The sequence below is a fragment of the Streptomyces sp. NPDC051364 genome, assembly GCF_040682115.1.
GTDB lineage: Bacteria > Actinomycetota > Actinomycetes > Streptomycetales > Streptomycetaceae > Streptomyces.
Window position 1 is genome coordinate 261078 of the sequence record NZ_JBFBAH010000008.1, and the last position, 19947, is coordinate 281024.

Consider the following 19947-nt stretch of genomic DNA (forward strand, 5'->3'; position numbering starts at 1 on the left):
GGACAAGGAACCGCCATGCCCGCAGCCCTCACCTCCACGCGCACCTCCCGACGCCAGTTCCTCACCCTGCTCGGCATCTCGGCTGCCGCGGTGAGCTGCGGCACGGCCACCGCCTCCGGCGGCGGTTCCGGCTCCGGCTCGCAGATCAAGAACCTGAAGTACCAGGGCGCCGTCGGCGCGGTCACGCTCCCCGAACTCGCCGCCGACCTCGGCTACTTCGAGGACGTCACCCTCGAATGGGTCGGGAACACCATCAGTGGCCCACAGGACATCCAGTCCGCCGCCACCGGCCAGACCCACTTCGGCAGCGCCTTCAACGGCGCGGTCATCAAGCTCGCCGCCGGAAAGGCGCCGATCAAGGCGGTCATCTCCTCCTACGGCTCGGACCAGTACTCCTACGCCGGCTACTTCGTCCTGGAGGACAGCCCGATCCGCTCCGCCCGGGACCTGATCGGCAAGAAGGTCGGCATGAACACCCTGGGCGCCCACTACCAGGCGCTGCTCGACACCTACCTCAGCCGCAACGGCCTCTCCAAGGCGGACGCGGCCAAGGTCGAGGCCCTGGTCATACCGCCCGTCAACACCGAACAGGCGCTGCGGGCGAAGCAGATCGAGGTCGGGGTGCTCACCGGCATCCTGCGCGACAAGGCGGTCGCCTCCGGCGGCATCCGCCCGCTGTTCACCGATGTGGATCTGCTCGGCGCGTTCAGTGCCGGCACTTACATCATGACCGAGCGCTTCATCAAGCAGAACCCGGACACCGTACGGACCTTCGTGACGGGCGTGGCCAAGGCCATCGAGTGGTCCCGCACCACCCCGCGCGAGGAGGCCGTCGCCCGGATGACCGAGATCGTCAAGAAGCGCGGCCGCAACGAGGACACCACCGCCCTGCAGTACTGGCGCTCCTACGGGATCGCGGAGACCGGCGGCCGGATACCCGACAAGGAGTTCCAGCTCTGGCTCGACTGGCTCGGCGAGCGCGGCGAGATCAAGCAGGGGCAGTTCAAGCCGTCCGACCTCTACACCAACGAGTTCAACGCATACGGAAAGGGGTGACGGCCGCAATGGCGAAGATCGTGTTCGAGGGAGTGCACAAGACGTTCGGGGACTTCACCGCCCTCGACGGCATCGACCTGGAGATCGGCAGCGGTGAGTTCCTCGTCGTCGTCGGCCCCAGCGGCTGCGGCAAGTCCACCCTCCTGGACCTCCTCGGCGGACTGACGAAGCCGACGGAGGGGCGGATCCTGCTGGACGGCAAGCCGGTCACCGGGCCGGGCCTGGACCGGGGCACCGTCTTCCAGCAGTACGCGCTGCTGCCGTGGCGGACCGCCCAGGGAAACGTCGAGTTCGGCCTGGAGGCCACCGGCGTGCCGCGCCGGCAGCGGGCCGCCCGCGCCCGGGAGTTCCTGGACCTGGTCGGACTGACCGGCTTCGAGGACCGGCACCCGCACCAGCTGTCCGGCGGCATGCGCCAACGGGTGGCGATCGCCCGCTCGCTGGCGTACGACCCGGACGTGCTGCTGATGGACGAGCCCTTCGCGGCGCTGGACGCGCAGACCCGCGAATCGCTCCAGGACGAACTGCGCCGCATCTGGCAGAGCACCGGCAAGACGGTCGTGTTCATCACGCACGGCATCGAGGAGGCCGTCTACCTCGGGCAGCGGGTGGCCGTCATGACCTCCCGGCCCGGCCGGGTCAAGGAGGTCGTCCCGGTCTCCTTCGCCGACAGCGACGGACTGGTGGGGGAGGCCCTGAGGTCCAGCCCGGAGTTCGCCCGCTACCGGCACGAGATCTGGAACCTCCTCCACGACGAGGTGGCCCGAGCCCAGCAACTGGAGAAGGAGGCGGCAGCAGCATGACCACCGGAACCGACACCACCGCCCTGGCCGCGGCAGGCCTCACGGCCCCGGCCGAACCCGCTCGGGCGGGCACTGCGACCCGCAAGGCGGCGACCGCGCCCGGGGTCGCCGCGGGGCTCGCCCCGGCCCCGTCCGAGTCCACCACCGGGACCGACCCGGCCGCGGCCGGCGGCCCGGCCCGGAAGGCCTCGACCCGCAAGGCCCCGGCCCGGAACGCCCAGGCCCCGGCCCGGAACGCCCAGGCCCCGGCTCCCGGCCGCGCCCGTGCCGCGACCGGTGCGCGGGCCGTCGTACGGGTGCTGAAGGCCATCGGCCTCCGCAGCGCAGCGATCCTCGCCCTGATCGCCCTCTGGGAGATCGCCCCCCGGGCCGGCCTGGTCGACGCCACCTTCCTGCCGCCCGTCAGCGAGGTGGCGGTGGCCTGGTGGGAGCTGGCCGTCGACGGCCAGCTCGCCGAACACGCCCAGGCCAGCCTGATCCGCTCCTTCGGCGGCTTCGGGATCGCCGTGGCCGTCGCCGTCCCGCTCGGACTGCTCATCGGCTGGTACCGGCCCCTCGCCGATTTCCTCGGGCCCCTGCTGGAGGTCTTCCGCAACACCGCCGCCCTCGCGCTGCTCCCGGTCTTCGTGCTGCTCCTCGGCATCGGCGAGACCTCGAAGGTGTCGATCGTCGTCTACGCCTGCGTCTGGCCCGTGCTGCTCAACACCATCAGCGCGGTCCGCAACGCCGATCCCACTCTGATCCGGCTCGCGCGGTCGATGGACCTCTCCACGCCCCGCCTGTTCCAGAAGGTGATCCTCCCGGCCTCCGTACCGGCCGTGTTCACCGGCATCCGGCTGGCCGGAGCGGTCTCGATCCTGGTCCTCGTGGCGGCCGAGATGATCGGCGCCAAGGCGGGCCTCGGCTATCTGATCAACGCCTCGCAGTTCAACTTCGCGATCCCGCAGATGTACGCGGGCATCGTCACCATCTCCGCCATCGGCGTGACCTTCAACCAGTTGCTGGTCGTGATCGAACGCCGCCTCAGCCTCTGGCGCGTGCCGGCCGCTTGACGCCCTACGGGCCCGGACTCCCGGCCCGCGCCTCAATCGCGGTGCGGGGCTGGGCTCGGGCCCGGCACATCAGACTCACCGACCCGAGGAACACCACCATGACCGCACCCCGGACCCTCCACCTCAACGCCTTCCTCATGAACGCCGGGCACCACGACGCCGCCTGGCGGCACCCCGGCAGCAGCCCCGAGCGGGTCACCGACCTGCGGTACTTCCAGGAGCTGGCACAGACCGCCGAGCGCGGGCGGCTCGACTCGGTCTTCTTCGCCGACGGGCTCGCCCTCTGGGGCAAGGCCCGCTACAACGCCCTCGGCGGGTTCGAGCCGCTCACCCTGCTCTCCGCCATCGCCGCCGTCACCGAGCACATCGGGCTCATCGCCACCGTCTCCACCACCTTCAACGAGCCGTTCCACCTCGCCCGCAAGTTCGCCTCGCTCGACCACATCAGCAACGGCCGCGCCGGCTGGAACATCGTCACCTCCGGCACCGTCGACGAGGCCCGCAACTTCGGCCAGGACGAGCACCTCGAGCACAGCCTCCGCTACGACCGCGCCCGCGAGTTCCTCGACGTCGCGACCAAGCTCTGGGACAGCTGGGAGGACGACGCGATCGTTCTCGACAAGGAGCGCGGCATCTACGCCGACACCGCCAAGCTGCACCCCGCCGCCCACCGCGGCACGTACTTCGGTGTCGCCGGCCCGCTCAACGTGCCCCGCTCCCCGCAGGGCCACCCGCTCCTCGTGCAGGCCGGGTCCTCCGAGGACGGCAAGGAGTTCGCCGCCCAGTACGCCGAGGCCGTCTTCACCGCCCAGCAGACCCTCGCCGACGGGCAGACCTTCTACAAGGACCTCAAGTCGCGCCTCGCCAAGTACGGCCGCACCGGGTCCGACCTGCTCGTCCTCCCCGGAATCGCGCCCGTCATCGGTTCCACCGAGGCCGAGGCGAAGGCCCTGGAGCAGGAGCTCACCGACCTCCAGGTGCCGGAGTACGGGCTCGCCCAGCTCTCCGGCATGCTCGGCACCGACCTCACCGGCCACCCCCTCGACGGCCCGCTGCCCGAGCTCCCCGAGGAGCGGGACATCAACGGTAACAAGAGCCGCTTCACCCTCGTCGCCGAACTGGCCCGCCGCGACGGCCTCACCCTGCGCGAGCTGATCGCGCGCCTCGGCGCCGGCCGCGGCCACCGCGTCTTCGCCGGCACGCCCGAGCAGATCGCCGACCAGCTGGAGGAGTGGTTCACCCAAGGCGCCGCCGACGGCTTCAACATCATGGCTCCCGTCCTGCCGACCGGGCTGACCGCCTTCGTCGACCACGTCGTGCCGATCCTGCAGAAGCGCGGCCTGTTCCGTACGGAGTACACCGGCACGACCCTGCGCGAGAACTACGGCCTCCCGCGCCCGGCGAACCGGTATGCGGAGGCCGCCTCGTGATGGACCCCGCTCCCTGACCCGCTCTGCCGCGGGCCGCCGGAGACCCGTACTCCGGCGGCCCGCGGCAGAACGCCGTCAGACCGTCAGGACGATCTTGCCGCGCGTGCGGCCCGCCGCGCTGAGTTCCCAGGCCTTCGCGGCCTCGGCGAGCGGCAGTGCGTGCTCCACGTTGACCGTGAGCTTCCCCGCGTCGGCCAGTTCCCCGAGGAACGTCAGGTCGGCGGTGTCCGGGCGCACCCACAGCTGGTGCGCGCCCTTGGCCGCGGCCTCGTAGTCGGCGATGGAGACCACTCGGCTGCGCTCCTTGACGAGCGACTGGAGGATCTCGACGGCGCCGTCCCCGAAGAAGTCCAGCCCCGCGTCGATGCCTTCGGGGGCGAGCGCGCGGATCCGGTCCGCCAAGCCCTCCCCGTACAGGACGGGCTCGGCGCCGAGCGAGCGCAGGTAGTCGTGGTTGTGCGCGCCGGCCGTGCCGATGACGCGCAGACCGAGCGCGACGGCGATCTGCACGCCGAGGGAGCCGGTGCCGCCGGCCGCGGAGTGGATGACCACGGTCTCGCCGGCCTTGAGGCCCACGCGGACGAGTGACTGGTACGCGGTGAGGCCGGCCAGCGGGATGCCCGCGGCCTGCTCGAAGGTCAGCTCGCGCGGCTTGCGGGCCAGCGTCCGGACGGGGGCGGTGACCAGTTCGGCGTAAGTGCCGAGCTCGACCCACTCCTTGCGGACGTACCCGTAGACCTCGTCGCCGACCGCATGGTCGAAGGTGTCGGGGCCGACGGCCTCGACGACTCCGGCGACGTCCCAGCCGGGTATGACCGGGTAGCGGACTTCGAGGATCGGGTCGAGATATCCGGCGGCGAGCTTCCAGTCCACCGGGTTCACGCCGGCTGCCTTCACCCGGACCAGCACCTCGCCCGGGCCGACCTTGGGCTGCGGTACGTCAACGAGCGTGAGGTTCTCGGAAGTTCCATATGCGCTGTACGTGATTGCCTTCATGATCGTCCCCAACGGAACCCCTTACGGACGTATTCCTCAGGCGGGCAGGCTGTTGCGGTGCGAGCTCCGCCGGGCCGCGCTGAACAGAGCCTGGATCTGCACCCCGGACTGCTCGACGTCGTCGAGCGGCGAGGGGAACGGCAGCCGTACGTCGCGGTGCCCGCGCCGCTGCTCCAGGCGCAGGGTGATCCCGTACCGGTCCATGGCGAGCGGCAGTACCCGCAGGATCGCGCCGGTGGGCAGCGGCTGGACCAGTCGCAGCAGGAGGGTGACGAGTTCGGCGTGGTCGTCGAAGAGGTGCGTGAGCATCCCGCCCTCGAACGGCGCGAGCGGGTCGGGGCAGGCCGCGTCGAGCTCTTCGAGGCCGACGTACGAGCGGCCCTCCGCGGTCTCGAGGACGGCGCGGCCGAATTCCATGCAGGTGGAGTCGGCGCCTTCGTCCGTGTAGGGCGAGAGCAGCCGGCCCAGGATCGTGACGCGGGCGCGCACCCGGTCCCGTACGGGGGTGGGGGCGATGTCGGTGAACTCCAGCCGGATCGACGGCCGGTACTCGCCGTCGCCGCCGGGCTCGCCGGGGTGCAGGTGCAGCCGGCCCATCGGGTCCGCCCCGTCGAGGTGGCGGACCTCGCTGCGCAGCCCGTCGGTGACCACGGTCATGGAGTGTGCGGCGACCAGGATCGACCGGACCCGCTCGGCGTCGGTGGGCCGGCCGGCGGCCGGGGTGGCAGGGGCAGCACCGGACATGCGCATGCGGATCTCCATCGTCCTGGGCGAGTGACTTAGGTATGCCTAACCTAACTCATTCGCTTTCGCAGGAGTACCCTGCGTCGCTCGTGTCGTTGTTGGGCTGAACGGGTGAAACGCGAGAGGATGGCGGGATGCACATGAAGCGCACGGCCGAGGCGGCCCGGTGAGCAGGTACGACGTCACGGACGAACAGTGGGAGGGGCTCGCGCAGGTGGTCCCCCTGCGCAGTCGCAACGAGTGGCCCTCCCGGGTGGACCACCGCACGATCCCCACGGCGCCGGGAGCTGCCGCGGCGGAACAGCGGCGCTTCGTCGTGATCCGGGTCCAGATCTTCGCCGATGCCAGGGAGGTGGCCGAGTACCTGATCGCGCAGATCCCGGTGCTGCTCGACCTCACCGGCGCCGACAGCGAAGTGGCCAAGCGGATCCTCGACTTCAGCAGCGGCGTGGTCTTCGGACTGGGCAGCGGGATGCACCGGGTCGACCGGAACGTCTTCCTGCTGGCGCCCGTCGGGACCGAGGTCGAGGGGATCGCGGCCGCGGCCGTCCCCCGATCGTAGGAAGGTCGCCTCGACGGAACGGTTCGCCGGCCCCACCCGGGGTCCGGCGGGCCGTACCGTCCGGCGCATGGACGCCACCTTGGACCTGGACGCGCAGGGAGCCACGGCTTCTGCGCCTGCCGGGTTATCCGCCGTACCTGCCGACCACGTGCTCCCGCCTGCCGTCGTGCACCACCGTCCCGCCGTCACCGAGTTGCGGCTCTCCGCCTTCGGGGCGCACCGCGCAGCCGTCATCCCGCTCGGGCCCGTGACCTTCCTGACCGGGCCCAGCGGCAGCGGCAAGTCCCAGGCCTTCGCCGCCTACGAGGCCCTGGCCGGGCTCGGATCCGGGGCCACCCTGGAGGAGGCGTTTCCCGACCCGCGGGCCCGGATCCCCGACCGGGCCCTGCCCGACGGCGAGGGGCGGCGCGGATTCCGCATCGGCTGCACCGTCGACGGCCCGGCCGGGCCCGTCCGCCTCGACCTCGCCGTCCAGGCCGAACCCGCACTGCGGATCGTCGGCGAACGGCTCTCGGTGGACGGGCAGATCCTGCTCAGCACCGCCCTGCGCGACCCCGGCCGGCGCTCCGTCCAGGCCTCCTGGCTGACCGGCGGGGCCATCGGCGTCACCCGGGCCCCGCTGCCCGACGACCGGCTCGGCACCGCCCTGCTCCCGCTGCGCGTGGCCGGCGCCACGGCCGGACAGCGGCAGGTCCTCGCCGCCGCCGAGCAGATGGTGGTGGCCCTGCGTTCGGTGTTCCCCTGCGACCCGCGCCCGGACCGGATGCGGGCCCCCGTCCCGCCGGGCGCGGGCCGGCTGCTCGGCGACTGCGCCAACCTGGCCGACGTACTGCGCCGGACCCGCCACGAATGCGGTACCCGCCATGCGCTGCTGGCCGCGGCGGCGCGGACCGGCTGTTCGGGCCCGGTGGCGGGCCTGGACGTACGGGCCCCCGCGCACGGCCCGGTCACGGCGCTGCTGGACCGCGGCTCCGCCGGGCCCGCCACGGAACTGGGCCGGCTGGGCGCGGGCGAGCTCCGGTTCCTCGCGCTGGCGCTGGTCCTGCTGACCGGTCCGGGGGTGCTGGCCATGGATCCGGCCGCCGAACTGCTCTCCGCCCGGCAGGCGCTGACCGTCCTCGCCGACGGCTTCGACCGCGGCCTGGACCGGCGGCAGAACGCCGAGCTGCTGCGGCTGGCCCTGCTGTGCTGCGGCCGCGGCCATGTCCGCCTGGTCGCCGCGGTGGGGGAGGAGACGGCCGCGGCCGCCCGTGTGACCCCGGGGGTGACGGTGATAGACCTGACGCCATGAGCGATGAGCAGGACGTACAGCACGGGGACGAGCTGCACCCGCACGAGCGGCTGCAACAACTGCAGCGGCGGCTGGCCGAGTTCGCTGCCGCGCGCGGCTGGGAGCCGTACCACACGCCCAAGAACCTGGCCGTGGCGCTGAGCGTGGAGGCTTCCGAACTGGTCGAAATCTTCCAGTGGCTGACCCCGGAACAGTCGGCGAAGGTCATGGAGAAGCCGGACACCGCGCACCGCGTGGCCGATGAGGTGGCCGACGTGCTGGCGTATCTGCTGCAATTCTGTGAGGTCCTCGGGGTGGATGTGCTGGATGCGCTCGCCGCGAAGATCGAGAGGAACGAGCTCCGCTTCCCGGTAACGGGGCCTCCGACATCGAATTGTCACTCTTCGGAGTGATGGCGTCGTCCACAACCATGTTTGTGTCCATAGATTTCCGAATACCCCTGGCTTTACTGGCTCATTGCCCTCACTCTGGGTAGTGGTGAGAACGGCGGATGTCGTGCGGACGGGGGACGGCATATGGATGCGGTACGGCTCATCGCGGCCGGCCGGCACGCGCTGGCGCAGAGCGGGGCGGCGATGGACATCGTGGGCGAGGCCTGGCAGGCCCAGGCGCTCGCGCAGGGGATAGGGAGCTGGCTGGCGGTCACCGGGCCGCCGGAGCTGAGATCGGAGGCGCGGGGACTGGGTGAAGCAGGGGGCAGAGGCTGCGGGGTGCTCGACAGAGCCGCCCTGCGCGGCGAGGGCAGCGCGCCCGACTATCCGCCGAGAGCGGCGCAGCTGACCGAGGTGGTGGATGTCCGCCAGGCTCTGCTCGGACTGCAGGCGTTGCTCGGCGAAGTGGGGATAGCCCTGGTCGGGGTGGCCTGTGCGACGGACGACGAAGGCCTGTACTGGCAGTGCATAGAGTCCATCGACGCGGCCGACGAATCGAGCGACCGGGTCCGGGCCGTCCTGCGGCGCCTGGCGGTCCGCGAACGGGGGTCCGCCTCGGGCGTGGCCTGACGGGAGCGGGCGTACGACGGGAGAACGGGGTCGAGGTCCCGCCGCGCGCGACGGGACCCGCACGGTCAGTACGACCGGTAGGACGGGCGCTCGCTCTCGGGGGTACGGCTGCCCGGGGCCGGCGGCGTGCCGGGGGTGCGGTCCGTGGAGAACTGGAGGTCGGCGTCGAGCTGCGACAGGTCGGCGTTCAGCGCCGCCATCAGCTCTTCCATCTGCTGCAGCAGGCCCTTCGGCGCGCCGCCTTGGGCGGCCGTCGTGGGCTCCTCGCGTGCGTGGTCAGGTGCTGCCTGTCCGGTTTGTTCGTTCTGCTGGCGGGTCTCCGGCACGGCCTCGTGGGACATGGCGGCCTCCTCGGCCCCGGCCCTTCCACGGCGGAAGGGGGCGGTGGACGCACCGGCGATGGGCCGCCGGCGCGCGGGCCGGGCGGTCCGGCTCCGTCCGAGCCAACGATCCCCGTCCGGGCTGGTCACTGGCCGGGTGCGGGGTGGGCCGCCGGCTTGACGCAGATTCACCCTGCCGGGGTGGGACGGGGGCGCCTGCCGGAGGCGGCCGGGGGAGGCAGGATGGGAGGTATGGATCTCCGTATTTTCACCGAACCCCAGCAGGGCGCCGGCTACGACACCCTCCTGACCGTCGCGAAGGCCACCGAGGACCTGGGCTTCGACGCGTTCTTCCGGTCCGACCACTATCTGCGGATGGGCTCGGGGGACGGCCTGCCCGGGCCCACCGACGCCTGGATCACCCTCGCGGGCCTGGCCCGCGAGACGCGGCGGATCCGGCTGGGCACGCTGATGACGGCCGGCACCTTCCGGCTGCCCGGCGTACTCGCCATCCAGGTGGCCCAGGTCGACCAGATGTCCGGAGGCCGGGTCGAACTGGGCCTGGGCGCAGGCTGGTTCGAGGAGGAGCACAAGGCATACGGCATCCCGTTCCCGGCGGAGCGGATGGCCCGGCTGGAGGAGCAGCTGGCCATCGTCACCGGCCTGTGGGCCACCGAACCCGGCGCCACGTTCGACTACGCCGGCACCCACTACCAGGTGGAGAAGTCCCCGGCGCTGCCCAAGCCGGCCCAGGCCAAGGTGCCCGTGCTCATCGGCGGCCACGGCGCGAAGCGCACCCCGCGCCTCGCCGCCCGGTACGCAGACGAGTTCAACATGCCGTTCGCGTCGATCGCGGACAGCGAGCGGCAGTTCGGCCGGGTGCGCTCGGCCGCCGAAGAGGCCGGGCGCAAGGCCGACGACCTCGTCTACTCCAACGCCCTCGTGGTGTGCGTCGGCAGGGACGACGCCGAGGTCGCCCGCCGCGCCGCCGCCATCGGCCGGGACGTGGACGAGCTCAAGGCCAACGGCCTGGCCGGCTCCCCGGCCGAGGTCGTGGAGAAGATCGGCGCCTACGCGGCCGTCGGCAGCTCCCGCGTCTACCTCCAGCTGCTCGACCTCGACGACCTGGACCACCTGGAGCTGATCTCGGCCCAGGTGCTGTCCCAGCTCGGCTGAGGGAGGCGCACGACCGATGCCCCGCGCGTCCGGCCCGCTCGCCGAAGCCCTGGCCCGCAGGGTCGTGCTCCTGGACGGCGGGCTGAGCAACCAGCTCGCCGACCAGGGCTGCGACCTGTCGGGCGGCCTCTGGTCGGGCCGGGTGCTCGCCGAGCGGCCGGACCAGGTGGAGGCCGCCCACACGGCGTACGCGCGGGCCGGCGCCGAGGTACTGATCACCGCCAGCTACCAGGTGGGGTACGAGGCCTTCGCCGCCCACGGCCACGACCGGGCCGCGACCACCGCCCTGCTGCAGCGCAGCGTCGCACTCGCCGCCCGGGCGGCCGACGCCGCGGACCACCAGGTCTGGGTCGCCGCCTCGGTCGGCCCGTACGGGGCGGTGCTCGCGGACGGCTCCGAGTACCGCGGGCGGTACGGGCTGAGCGTGCGCGAGCTCGCCGCCTTCCACCGCCCGCGCATCGAGGCGCTGCTCGAGGCGGGCCCCGACGTCCTGGCCCTGGAGACCATCCCGGACGCCGACGAGGCCGAAGCCCTCCTCACCGTCCTCGCCGGCACCGGCGCGCCCGCCTGGCTGAGCTACACCGTGGCCGACGCCCGCACCCGCGCCGGCCAGCCCCTCCCCGAGGCCTTCGCCCTCGCGGCCGAGACCCCGGAGATCATCGCCCTCGGCGTCAACTGCTGCGCCCCGGCGGACGTGCTGCCCGCCCTCGAGGCCGCCGCCTCCGTCACCGCCAAGCCGCTCCTGGCCTACCCCAACGACGGCTCCGTCTGGAAGCCGGCCACCGGCACCTGGCAAGCCCCGCCTGACCCCGCCCCCTGGCCGACACAGGCCTGGACCCGCACCGGAGCCCGCCTCCTGGGCGGCTGCTGCCGCATCGGCCCGCCCGACATCGCCGAACTGGCCGCATGGACTTCGGGGGGTGGGACCGGTCAGGGGCGCCAGCGGGCCTGACCGGGACCCTTGCAGGTGTAGACGACGCCCTTCTTGCTGACGCCGGTTGCCCCGGCCGGGGAGCAGAACGCTCCGGGTGTGATGGTGCCCGCGCCTGCGCCGCCGCTGCTGCGCCCGCCGGAGGAGGAAGAGCCCCCGGAGGACGAACCCCCGGATGCGGATCTCCCGGATGCGGATCCCCCGGAAGAGGGCCCGCCCGATGCCGAGCTGCCGGAGTCGGGCACTTGCCCGGATCGGGATCCGTGGGACCGGGCGCGGGCGGTGCCGGTGAGAAATCCGGTGGCCCCCGGTAGCGGGCTGCGTCCATGCTGAGCTGCATGTTCCTGACGATCTCCACCACTGGCAGTGCTGAGCACCCGGCTACCGATCTGGGCTTTTTGCTGCACAAGCATCCCGGGAAGGTGCAGGCCTTTTCCACCTCCCATGGCACCGCCCACGTCTTCTACCCCGAGGCCACGGATGCGCGGTGCACGGCGGCTCTGCTGCTGGAGGTGGATCCCGTCGCGCTCGTGCGGCGCGGGCAGGGCAAGGGGCGGGGCGGGGCGCCCGACGCCGCGCTCGCGCAGTACGTCAACGACCGCCCGTACGCGGCCTCCTCGCTGCTCGCCGTCGCGCTCAGTTCCGTCTTCCGCAGTGCGCTGGCCGCCAAGTGCGCCGCCCGGCCCGAGCTGCCGGGCCAGGTGCGTCGGCTGCGGATCGAGATACCGGCGCTGCCCGCGCGCGGCGGGACGGAGCTCGTCCATCGGCTGTTCGATCCGCTCGGCTGGGACCTCGTACAGGCCGAACCCGTGCCGCTCGACGAGCAGTTCCCCGAGTGGGGGGACTCCCGGTACGTACGGCTCGTCCTGGAGGGCGAGCTGCGGCTCGCCGACGCCCTGCGGCAGCTCTACGTCCTGCTGCCCGTGCTCGACGACGCCAAGCACTACTGGGTCGCGCCCGACGAGGTCGACAAGCTGCTGCGTGCCGGGGACGGCTGGCTCGCCGCGCACCCCGAGAACGGACTCATCAGCGCCCGTTATCTCGCCCGCCACAAAAAGCTGACCCGCGACGCCCTGGAGCGGCTGGAACTGGTCCGGCTGGCCGAGGCCGACGGCAGTGAGGTCGAGGAGCTCGACAACGCCGTGGGTGAGATCGAGGAGAAGCCCGTGCCGCTCGCCGTGCAGCGGCGCGAGGCGATCCTCGCCGCGCTGCGCACCGCAGGCGCGGCCCGGGTCCTCGACCTCGGCTGCGGACAGGGCCAGCTGGTGCAGGCCCTCCTCAAGGACGTGGCCTTCACCGAGATCGTCGGCGTCGACGTGTCCATGCGGGCCCTCGGCATGGCCGCCAAACGGCTGCGCCTCGAGCGGATGGGGGAGCGGCAGAGCAGCCGCGTCCAGCTGCTCCAGGGCTCGCTGGCCTACACCGACAAGCGGCTGACCGGGTACGACGCGGCCGTGCTCAGCGAGGTCATCGAGCACCTCGATCTGCCGCGGCTGCCCGCCCTGGAGTACGCGGTGTTCGGCTCGGCCCGCCCCCGCACCGTCCTCGTCACCACCCCGAACGTCGAGTACAACGTCCGCTGGGAGACCCTGCCCGCAGGGCACGTCCGGCACGGCGACCACCGCTTCGAGTGGACCCGCGCGGAGTTCCGTACCTGGGCCGACGAGGTCGCCGGACGGTACGGGTACGCCGCCGAGTTCGTTCCCGTCGGCGACGACGACCCCGAGGTGGGGCCGCCCACCCAGATGGCCGTTTTCACTCAGATCAGCATCGATATCCAGAAGGAGGGTGAGGTCGCATGACCACGACCGGCACGCGCGTACTTCCCGTCACCGACCTGTCCCTCGTCGTCCTGATCGGGGCCACCGGATCCGGCAAGTCGACCTTCGCCCGCAAGCACTTCAAGCCCACCGAGGTCATCTCCTCCGACTACTGCCGGGGCCTCGTCTCCGACGACGAGAACGACCAGAGTGCGAGCCGGGACGCCTTCGACGTCCTCCACTACATCGCCGGCAAGCGGCTGGAAGCCGGCCGCCTCACCGTCGTCGACGCGACCAGCGTGCAGTCCGAGGCCCGCCGGCAGCTGGTCCAGCTCGCCCGCGCGCACGACGTACTGCCCATCGCCATCGTCCTCGACATGCCCGAGGAGGTCTGCGCCGAACGCAACGCCGGCCGCCCCGACCGGGCCGGGCTGCCCCGCGCCGTCATCCAGCGGCACCGCCGCGACCTGCGCCGCTCGCTGCGCGGACTGGAGCGCGAGGGCTTCCGCAAGGTGCACGTGCTGCGTTCGGCCGAAGAGGCCGACAGCGCGGAGGTGGTGCGGGAGAAGAGGTTCAACGACCTCACCCACCTCACCGGCCCGTTCGACATCATCGGCGACATCCACGGCTGTTCCTCCGAGCTGGAGACCCTGCTGGGCAAGCTCGGGTACGAGGACGGCGCCCACCCGGAGGGCCGCACCGCGGTCTTCGTCGGCGACCTCGTCGACCGCGGGCCGGACAGTCCCGGCGTGCTGCGGCGCGTGATGGGCATGGTCAAGTCCGGCAACGCCTTGTGCGTGCCCGGGAACCACGAGAACAAGCTCGGCCGTTATCTGAAGGGCTCCAAGGTCCAGCAGACCCACGGACTGGCCGAGACCATCGAGCAGCTGTCCCACGAGCCGGAGGAGTTCGTCGAGGAGGTACGGGAGTTCATCCGCGGCCTCGTCAGCCACTACGTCCTCGACGGCGGCAAGCTGGTGGTCTGTCACGCTGGCCTGCCCGAGAAGTACCACGGCCGCACCTCCGGCCGGGTCCGCTCGCACGCCCTGTACGGGGAGACCACGGGCGAGACCGACGAGTTCGGCCTGCCCGTGCGCTACCCGTGGGCCGAGGACTACCGCGGCAAGGCCGTCGTGGTCTACGGCCACACACCGGTCCCGAACACCGCCTGGATCAACAACACCATCTGCCTGGACACCGGCGCCGTCTTCGGCGGGAAGATGACCGCCCTGCGCTGGCCCGAGCGCGAACTGGTCGACGTGCCGGCCGAGAAGGTCTGGTACGAGCCGGTCAGGCCGCTCGCCACCGAGGTGCCGGGCGGGCACGACGGGCGCCCGCTCGACCTGGGCGACGTCCACGGGTGCCGGATCGTCGAGACCCGGCACCTGGGCAACGTCACCGTGCGCGAGGAGAACGCGGCGGCGGCCCTGGAGGTCATGAGCCGCTTCGCGGTGGACCCGCGGCTGGTCCCGTACCTGCCGCCCACCATGGCGCCCACGGCCACCTCGCAGGAGGGCGGTTATTTGGAGCACCCGGCCGAGGCCTTCGCCCAGTACCGCAAGGACGGCATCGCGCAGGTCGTCTGCGAGGAGAAGCACATGGGCTCCCGTGCCACCGTCCTTGTCTGCAAGGACGCCGAGACGGCCCGCGAGCGCTTCGGCGTCGAGGGCCCGACCGGGTCCGTCTACACCCGCACCGGCCGGCCCTTCTTCCACGACCCCGAGGTCACCGAGGAGGTCCTCGCCCGGCTCCGCGGCGCCATCACCGACGCGGGCCTGTGGGAGGAGCTGGCCACCGACTGGCTGCTGCTGGACGGGGAGCTGCTGCCCTGGTCGCTGAAGTCCACCGGCCTGCTGCGCAACCAGTACGCCGCCGTCGGCGCGGCCTCCCGCGCCGTCTTCCCGGACGCCCTCGCCGCCCTGGCCGCGGCCACCGGGCGGGGCATCGACACCGGTGATCTGCTCGCCCGCCAGCAGGACCGGGCCGCCGACGCCGAGCGGTTCACCGACGCCTACCGGCGCTACTGCTGGACCACCGACGGGCTGGACGGCGTACGGTTCGCGCCTTTCCAGCTCCTGGCGGCAGCCGGGCGCTCACTGGCCGACGTAGCGCACGACGAGCAGCTGTTCTGGCTCGACCGGCTCGTCGCCGCCGACGAGGCGGCCGGCACCGGGCTGCTGCGCCGCACCGGCCGGATCCTGGTCGACACCGCCGACGAGGACTCCGTACGTGCGGGCACCGACTGGTGGCTCGCGCTGACGGCCGCGGGCGGCGAGGGCATGGTCGTCAAGCCGCTCCAGGCGTACGCCCGGGACGGCAAGGGCCGCCTGGTCCAGCCCGGCATCAAGGTCCGCGGCCGCGAGTACCTGCGGATCATCTACGGCCCGGAGTACACGCGTCCGGAGCAGCTGGAGAAGCTGCGCCAGCGGTTCCTGGGGCACAAGCGCTCGCTGGCCCTGCGCGAGTACGCGCTCGGGCTGGAGGCCCTGGACCGGCTGGCGGCCGAGGAGCCGCTGTGGCGGGTGCACGAGGCGGTCTTCGGGGTGCTCGCCCTCGAATCGGAGCCGGTCGACCCCAGGTTGTGACGCAGCGGTGTTCCGAGGTGTGACGCAGAGGCAGTGACGCGGAGGGTGACGGCGCGTCGCACGCCGCCGTAAAGGTGAGGCCCCCGTACGGCCCCGAATTAGGTCGTATGGGGGAACTTTCCCGAAGAACGCCGGGAAAACCACCGGCGGGATCGTTCATCCAGGGCAGCGGAATGTCCGCGACCCTGGAAGGACGGAACGTCACCTATGAAGATGACCGCGCGCGGAAGCATTGCGGCACTCATGACCTGTATGGCTGCGGCCGGCGCGGCCACCCCGGCCGTGGCCGACTCGGTGCCGGTGGCTGTGCCCCTGGAGGCGGTGAAGACCACGCTGGGTGTGGACACCCCGCGCGTGGCCACCGCGGTGCCGGTGCCGGTCGTCGGCGCCCCGGAGGCCCCCCGGTACCACACGGGCGATCTGCTCCCCAGCCCGATCCTCCCGGTGCTGCCGGTCAGCACCGAGCTCGGCAGCACCCTGGTCGGCACGCCGGTGCCGAACCTGCTCGGCGACCCGAAGACGGACGGCGAGGGCACGCTGGAGTCTCCGGCCACCGACCTGCTCGCCCGCACCCCCGGTGCGGTCGTCGGCGCCCCGCTGACGATGCCGAACGGCGACAATTTCGGGATCCCGGACCTGACCGTGCCCAAGCTCGGCCTGACCACCCCGGAGCTGATCGGGACCCCGACGGCACTCCTCGGTCTGCGCTGATCCCGCGGGGGCTGCCGGGCCTGCAGGGGCTGCCGGTTCCGCTCGGTCTCCTGAGCGAACGCCACGTCAAAAAGCCGTCCGGTCTGCGAACGTGTACGCCATGGGATTCCATGTCGACTCCGAGACCGGGCGGCTTCGCCGCGTCATCCTCCACCGGCCCGACCTGGAGCTGAAGCGGCTCACACCCAGCAACAAGGACGCACTCCTCTTCGACGACGTGCTGTGGGTGCGCCGGGCCCGCCAGGAGCACGACGGCTTCGCGGACGTCCTGCGCGACCGCGGCGTGGAGGTGCACCTCTTCGGCGACCTGCTGTGCGAGGTCCTGGACATCCCGGAGGCCAGACACCTCGTACTGGACCGGGTGTTCGACGAGAAGGAGTACGGGCCGCTCGCCACCGACCACCTGCGCGCGGTCTTCGACCAGCTGCCGGCGACCGGGCTGGCCGAGGCGCTGGTCGGCGGGATGACCAAGCGGGAGTACCTGGAGCGGCACGCCGAGCCGGTGTCGGTCCGCTTCCACGTCATGGAGCTGGACGACTTCCTGCTGGGGCCGCTGCCCAACCACCTGTTCACCCGGGACACCTCCGCCTGGATCTACGACGGCGTGTCCATCAACGCGATGCGCTGGCCGGCCCGGCAGCGCGAGACGGTGCACTTCGAGGCGATCTACAAGCACCACCCGCTGTTCACCTCCTCGGGGGCCTTCCACTACTGGTCGCAGGGGCAGGCGGACTACCCGTCGACGATCGAGGGCGGCGACGTGCTCGTCATCGGCAACGGCGCGGTGCTGATCGGGATGAGCGAGCGGACGACGCCGCAGGCGGTGGAGATGCTCGCGCGCGGCCTCTTCGCGGCCGGCTCGGCGACCACCATCGTGGCGCTGGACATGCCGAAGCGGCGGGCCTTCATGCACCTGGACACGGTGATGACGATGGTGGACGGAGATACGTTCACCCAGTACGCGGGCCTCGGCATGCTGCGCTCCTACACGATCGAGCCGGGCGCCGGCCTGCAGGAGCTGAAGGTGACCGACCATCCGCCGGAGCACATGCACCGGGCGATCGCGGCAGCGCTCGGGCTGGACTCGATCCGGGTGCTGACCGCGACGCAGGACGTGCACGCGGCGGAGCGCGAGCAGTGGGACGACGGCTGCAACGTGCTGGCCGTCGAGCCGGGGGTGGTGGTGGCGTACGAGCGGAACGTGACGACCAACACACACCTGCGCAAGGAGGGCATCGAGGTCATCGAGATCCCGGGCAGCGAGCTGGGGCGCGGCCGGGGCGGGCCGCGGTGCATGAGCTGCCCGGTGGAGCGTGACCCGGCCTGACCCGGAGGGGAACCGGAGGGCCGCGCAATCGGGGACCGGCGGAAACGGAGGCCGGCGGACCGGCGGATGGGGGGCTGTATATCAATGCAGAAGAGCGTATACACTTCCAGCATCCCCTGTCAGTGCGACCCTGGAGTGCCCCGATGGCCACCGACCTCGTCGGCCGCAGTTTCCTCAAGGAGCTCGACTTTTCCGCCGCCGAGTTCCGCGGCCTGATCGAGCTCGCCGCCGACCTGAAGGCCGCCAAGAAGGCCGGGGCCGAGCAGCGCCGTCTCGAGGGCAGGAACATCGCGCTGATCTTCGAGAAGACCTCGACGCGCACCCGCTGCGCGTTCGAGGTCGCCGCCGCCGACCAGGGCGCCCACACCACCTACCTCGACCCGGCCAGCTCCCAGATCGGCCACAAGGAGTCGGTCAAGGACACGGCGCGGGTGCTCGGCCGCATGTTCGACGGCATCGAGTACCGGGGTGACAGCCAGGCGGCCGTCGAGGCGCTCGCCGCCCACTCCGGCGTGCCGGTCTTCAACGGGCTCACCGACGACTGGCACCCCACCCAGATGCTGGCCGACGTGCTCACCATGACCGAGCACTGCGCCGAGCCGCTGGACCGGATCACCTTCGCCTACCTCGGCGACGCCCGCTTCAACATGGGCAACTCGTACCTGGTGACCGGTGCGCTGCTCGGCATGGACGTACGCATCGTCGCGCCGAAGGCCTACTGGCCGGCCGAGTCGGTGGTGTCGGAGGCGCACCGGCTCGCGGCCGCCAGCGGGGCCCGGATCACGTTGACCGAGAACGTCGCCGAGGGCGTGGCCCAGGCGGACTTCGTCGCCACCGACGTGTGGGTCTCCATGGGCGAGCCCAAGGAGGTCTGGGACGAGCGGATCGGCGCCCTGGCCCCGTACGCCGTCACCATGGACGTGCTGCGCGCGACCGGGAACCCGGACGTGAAGTTCCTGCACTGCCTGCCCGCGTTCCACGACCTGGGCACCAAGGTCGGCCGGGAGATCCACGAGCGGCACGGGCTGGAGTCGCTGGAGGTGACGGACGAGGTGTTCGAATCCGCGCACTCCCTCGTCTTCGACGAGGCCGAGAACCGGCTGCACACCATCAAGGCCGTGCTCGTCGCGACCCTCGCCCGGCCGGTCGGCGCCTAGTTCGGGTAGTTCGGGCTGACACTGCGTGGCGCCGCATAGTCATGCGGGCCGGGTCGGCAGCTCGATCGGGGCGTCGCCGTAGGCCACCCCGGCGCCCGCGGCGACGGACTGCGGTCGGGGCGTTCGGGACTTTCGGCGCGCGTGGGGCGCACACCCTCACCCATGTGTCGCGTTTCTGTGACGGCAGTCACGATGCGGTGATACCGTCGATCGTGTGAGCCCCTTCATCGGTTCCACAGCAGCGACCGAACAGTGGCGCCACCTGCGGGTGACCCGGCAGGACGGCGTGGCCACCGTCACCCTCGACCGCCCCGAGAAGCTCAACGCCCTCACCTTCGGCGCCTACGCCGACCTGCGCGACCTGCTCGCCGAACTCTCCCGGGAGCGGTCCGTACGCGCCCTCGTGCTCGGCGGCGAGGGCCGCGGCTTCTGCTCCGGCGGGGACGTCGACGAGATCATCGGCGCCACCCTCGCCATGGACACCGCCCAGCTCCTCGACTTCAACCGGATGACCGGCCAGGTGGTGCGGGCCGTCCGCGAATGCCCCTTCCCGGTGATCGCCGCCGTGCACGGGGTCGCCGCCGGGGCAGGCGCCGTCCTCGCCCTCGCCGCCGACTTCCGGATCGCCGACCCCACCGCCCGCTTCGCCTTCCTCTTCACCCGCGTCGGCCTCTCCGGCGGCGACATGGGCGCCGCCTACCTGCTGCCCCGCGTCGTCGGCCTCGGCCACGCCACTCGGCTGCTGATGCTCGGAGAGCCCGTACGCGCGCCGGAGGCCGAGCGCATCGGCCTGCTCAGCGAGGTCACCGAGGAGGGCAAGGCCGGCGTACGGGCCGCCGAACTCGCCGCGCACCTCGCGGCGGGCCCGGCCCTCGCGTACGCGCAGACCAAGGCGCTGCTGACCGCCGAGCTCGACATGCCGCTGGCCGCGTCGGTCGAGCTCGACGCCAACACCCAGGCCCTGCTGATGAACGGCCGGGACTACGCCGAGTTCCACGCCGCCTTCACCACGAAGCGGCCCCCGGAGTGGAAGGGCAGGTAGCGC

The 19947-nt window shown here is 72.0% G+C and carries 19 protein-coding genes; 16 read left to right on the plus strand and 3 right to left on the minus strand.

What is annotated here, in order from left to right; all coding sequences use genetic code 11:
• Positions 1-15: 15 nt before the first annotated feature.
• From AB0M76_RS19870 to AB0M76_RS19885, 4 genes are all read left to right on the plus strand, one after another.
• Positions 16-1056, plus strand: a complete 1041-nt coding sequence (locus AB0M76_RS19870; RefSeq protein WP_365954071.1) for an ABC transporter substrate-binding protein — start codon at positions 16-18, stop codon at positions 1054-1056.
• A gap of 8 nt (positions 1057-1064) precedes the next feature.
• On the plus strand, positions 1065-1859 hold the full coding sequence (locus AB0M76_RS19875; RefSeq protein WP_365954072.1) for an ABC transporter ATP-binding protein: 795 nt from the start codon (positions 1065-1067) through the stop codon (positions 1857-1859).
• Positions 1856-2911, plus strand: coding sequence for an ABC transporter permease (locus AB0M76_RS19880; RefSeq protein ID WP_365954073.1), 1056 nt, complete (start codon positions 1856-1858; stop codon positions 2909-2911). The genes AB0M76_RS19875 and AB0M76_RS19880 overlap by 4 nt, the downstream gene beginning before the upstream one ends.
• Positions 2912-3009: 98 nt before the next feature.
• Positions 3010-4341, plus strand: a complete 1332-nt coding sequence (locus AB0M76_RS19885) for an LLM class flavin-dependent oxidoreductase (RefSeq protein WP_365954074.1) — start codon at positions 3010-3012, stop codon at positions 4339-4341.
• Positions 4342-4416: 75 nt separating this feature from the next.
• Here AB0M76_RS19885 and AB0M76_RS19890 read toward each other — a convergent pair whose 3' ends face one another.
• Entirely contained in the window at positions 4417-5337 is a 921-nt protein-coding gene (locus AB0M76_RS19890; protein WP_365954075.1) for an NADP-dependent oxidoreductase, read from the minus strand.
• A 36-nt stretch (positions 5338-5373) separates the two neighbouring features.
• Positions 5374-6087, minus strand: a complete 714-nt coding sequence (locus AB0M76_RS19895) for a DUF2470 domain-containing protein (RefSeq protein WP_365954076.1) — start codon at positions 6085-6087, stop codon at positions 5374-5376.
• Between the two features lie 160 nt (positions 6088-6247).
• Here AB0M76_RS19895 and AB0M76_RS19900 point away from each other — a divergent pair, with 160 nt between their 5' ends.
• The 4 genes from AB0M76_RS19900 to AB0M76_RS19915 all read left to right on the plus strand — a co-directional run bounded on the left by AB0M76_RS19900 (position 6248) and on the right by AB0M76_RS19915 (position 8935).
• Positions 6248-6643 carry a cell division protein SepF gene (locus tag AB0M76_RS19900; RefSeq protein ID WP_030293940.1) on the plus strand — a complete coding sequence of 132 codons (396 nt, stop codon included), beginning with the start codon at positions 6248-6250 and terminating at the stop codon, positions 6641-6643.
• Between the two features lie 67 nt (positions 6644-6710).
• Entirely contained in the window at positions 6711-7934 is a 1224-nt protein-coding gene (locus AB0M76_RS19905) for an ATP-binding protein (protein WP_365954077.1), read from the plus strand.
• Positions 7931-8326, plus strand: coding sequence for a nucleotide pyrophosphohydrolase (locus tag AB0M76_RS19910; RefSeq protein WP_365954078.1), 396 nt, complete (start codon positions 7931-7933; stop codon positions 8324-8326). The genes AB0M76_RS19905 and AB0M76_RS19910 overlap by 4 nt, the downstream gene beginning before the upstream one ends.
• A 123-nt stretch (positions 8327-8449) precedes the next feature.
• A complete protein-coding gene (locus AB0M76_RS19915; protein ID WP_328620066.1) occupies positions 8450-8935 on the plus strand; it encodes a DUF6099 family protein in 486 nt (161 codons plus the stop codon).
• Between the two features lie 65 nt (positions 8936-9000).
• On the opposite strand, the gene AB0M76_RS19920 is transcribed toward AB0M76_RS19915, so the two are convergent.
• The gene (locus AB0M76_RS19920; RefSeq protein WP_365954164.1) at positions 9001-9276 is read right to left on the minus strand and encodes a hypothetical protein; all 276 of its coding nucleotides are present in this window, start codon (positions 9274-9276) and stop codon (positions 9001-9003) included.
• A 231-nt stretch (positions 9277-9507) separates the two neighbouring features.
• On the opposite strand from AB0M76_RS19920, the gene AB0M76_RS19925 reads away from it, so the two are divergent.
• The 8 genes from AB0M76_RS19925 (at position 9508) to AB0M76_RS19960 (ending at position 19944) form a co-directional block, all read left to right on the plus strand.
• Complete coding sequence (locus AB0M76_RS19925; protein WP_365954079.1) at positions 9508-10431, plus strand: LLM class F420-dependent oxidoreductase; 924 nt, start codon at positions 9508-9510, stop codon at positions 10429-10431.
• Between the two features lie 16 nt (positions 10432-10447).
• Positions 10448-11383, plus strand: a complete 936-nt coding sequence (mmuM, locus tag AB0M76_RS19930) for a homocysteine S-methyltransferase (RefSeq protein ID WP_365954080.1) — start codon at positions 10448-10450, stop codon at positions 11381-11383.
• Positions 11384-11700: 317 nt separating this feature from the next.
• Positions 11701-13164, plus strand: a complete 1464-nt coding sequence (locus AB0M76_RS19935; RefSeq protein ID WP_365954082.1) for a 3' terminal RNA ribose 2'-O-methyltransferase Hen1 — start codon at positions 11701-11703, stop codon at positions 13162-13164.
• Positions 13161-15707, plus strand: a complete 2547-nt coding sequence (locus AB0M76_RS19940; protein ID WP_365954083.1) for a polynucleotide kinase-phosphatase — start codon at positions 13161-13163, stop codon at positions 15705-15707. Before AB0M76_RS19935 ends, AB0M76_RS19940 begins: the two co-directional genes overlap by 4 nt.
• Positions 15708-15950: 243 nt before the next feature.
• A complete protein-coding gene (locus AB0M76_RS19945; protein WP_365954084.1) occupies positions 15951-16418 on the plus strand; it encodes a hypothetical protein in 468 nt (155 codons plus the stop codon).
• Between the two features lie 100 nt (positions 16419-16518).
• A complete protein-coding gene (locus AB0M76_RS19950; protein WP_365954085.1) occupies positions 16519-17745 on the plus strand; it encodes an arginine deiminase in 1227 nt (408 codons plus the stop codon).
• Between the two features lie 143 nt (positions 17746-17888).
• Positions 17889-18902: an ornithine carbamoyltransferase gene (gene argF / locus AB0M76_RS19955; protein WP_365954086.1), complete on the plus strand. Its 1014-nt coding sequence runs from the start codon at positions 17889-17891 to the stop codon at positions 18900-18902.
• A gap of 214 nt (positions 18903-19116) precedes the next feature.
• Complete coding sequence (locus tag AB0M76_RS19960; RefSeq protein ID WP_365954087.1) at positions 19117-19944, plus strand: enoyl-CoA hydratase family protein; 828 nt, start codon at positions 19117-19119, stop codon at positions 19942-19944.
• Positions 19945-19947 lie beyond the last annotated feature (3 nt).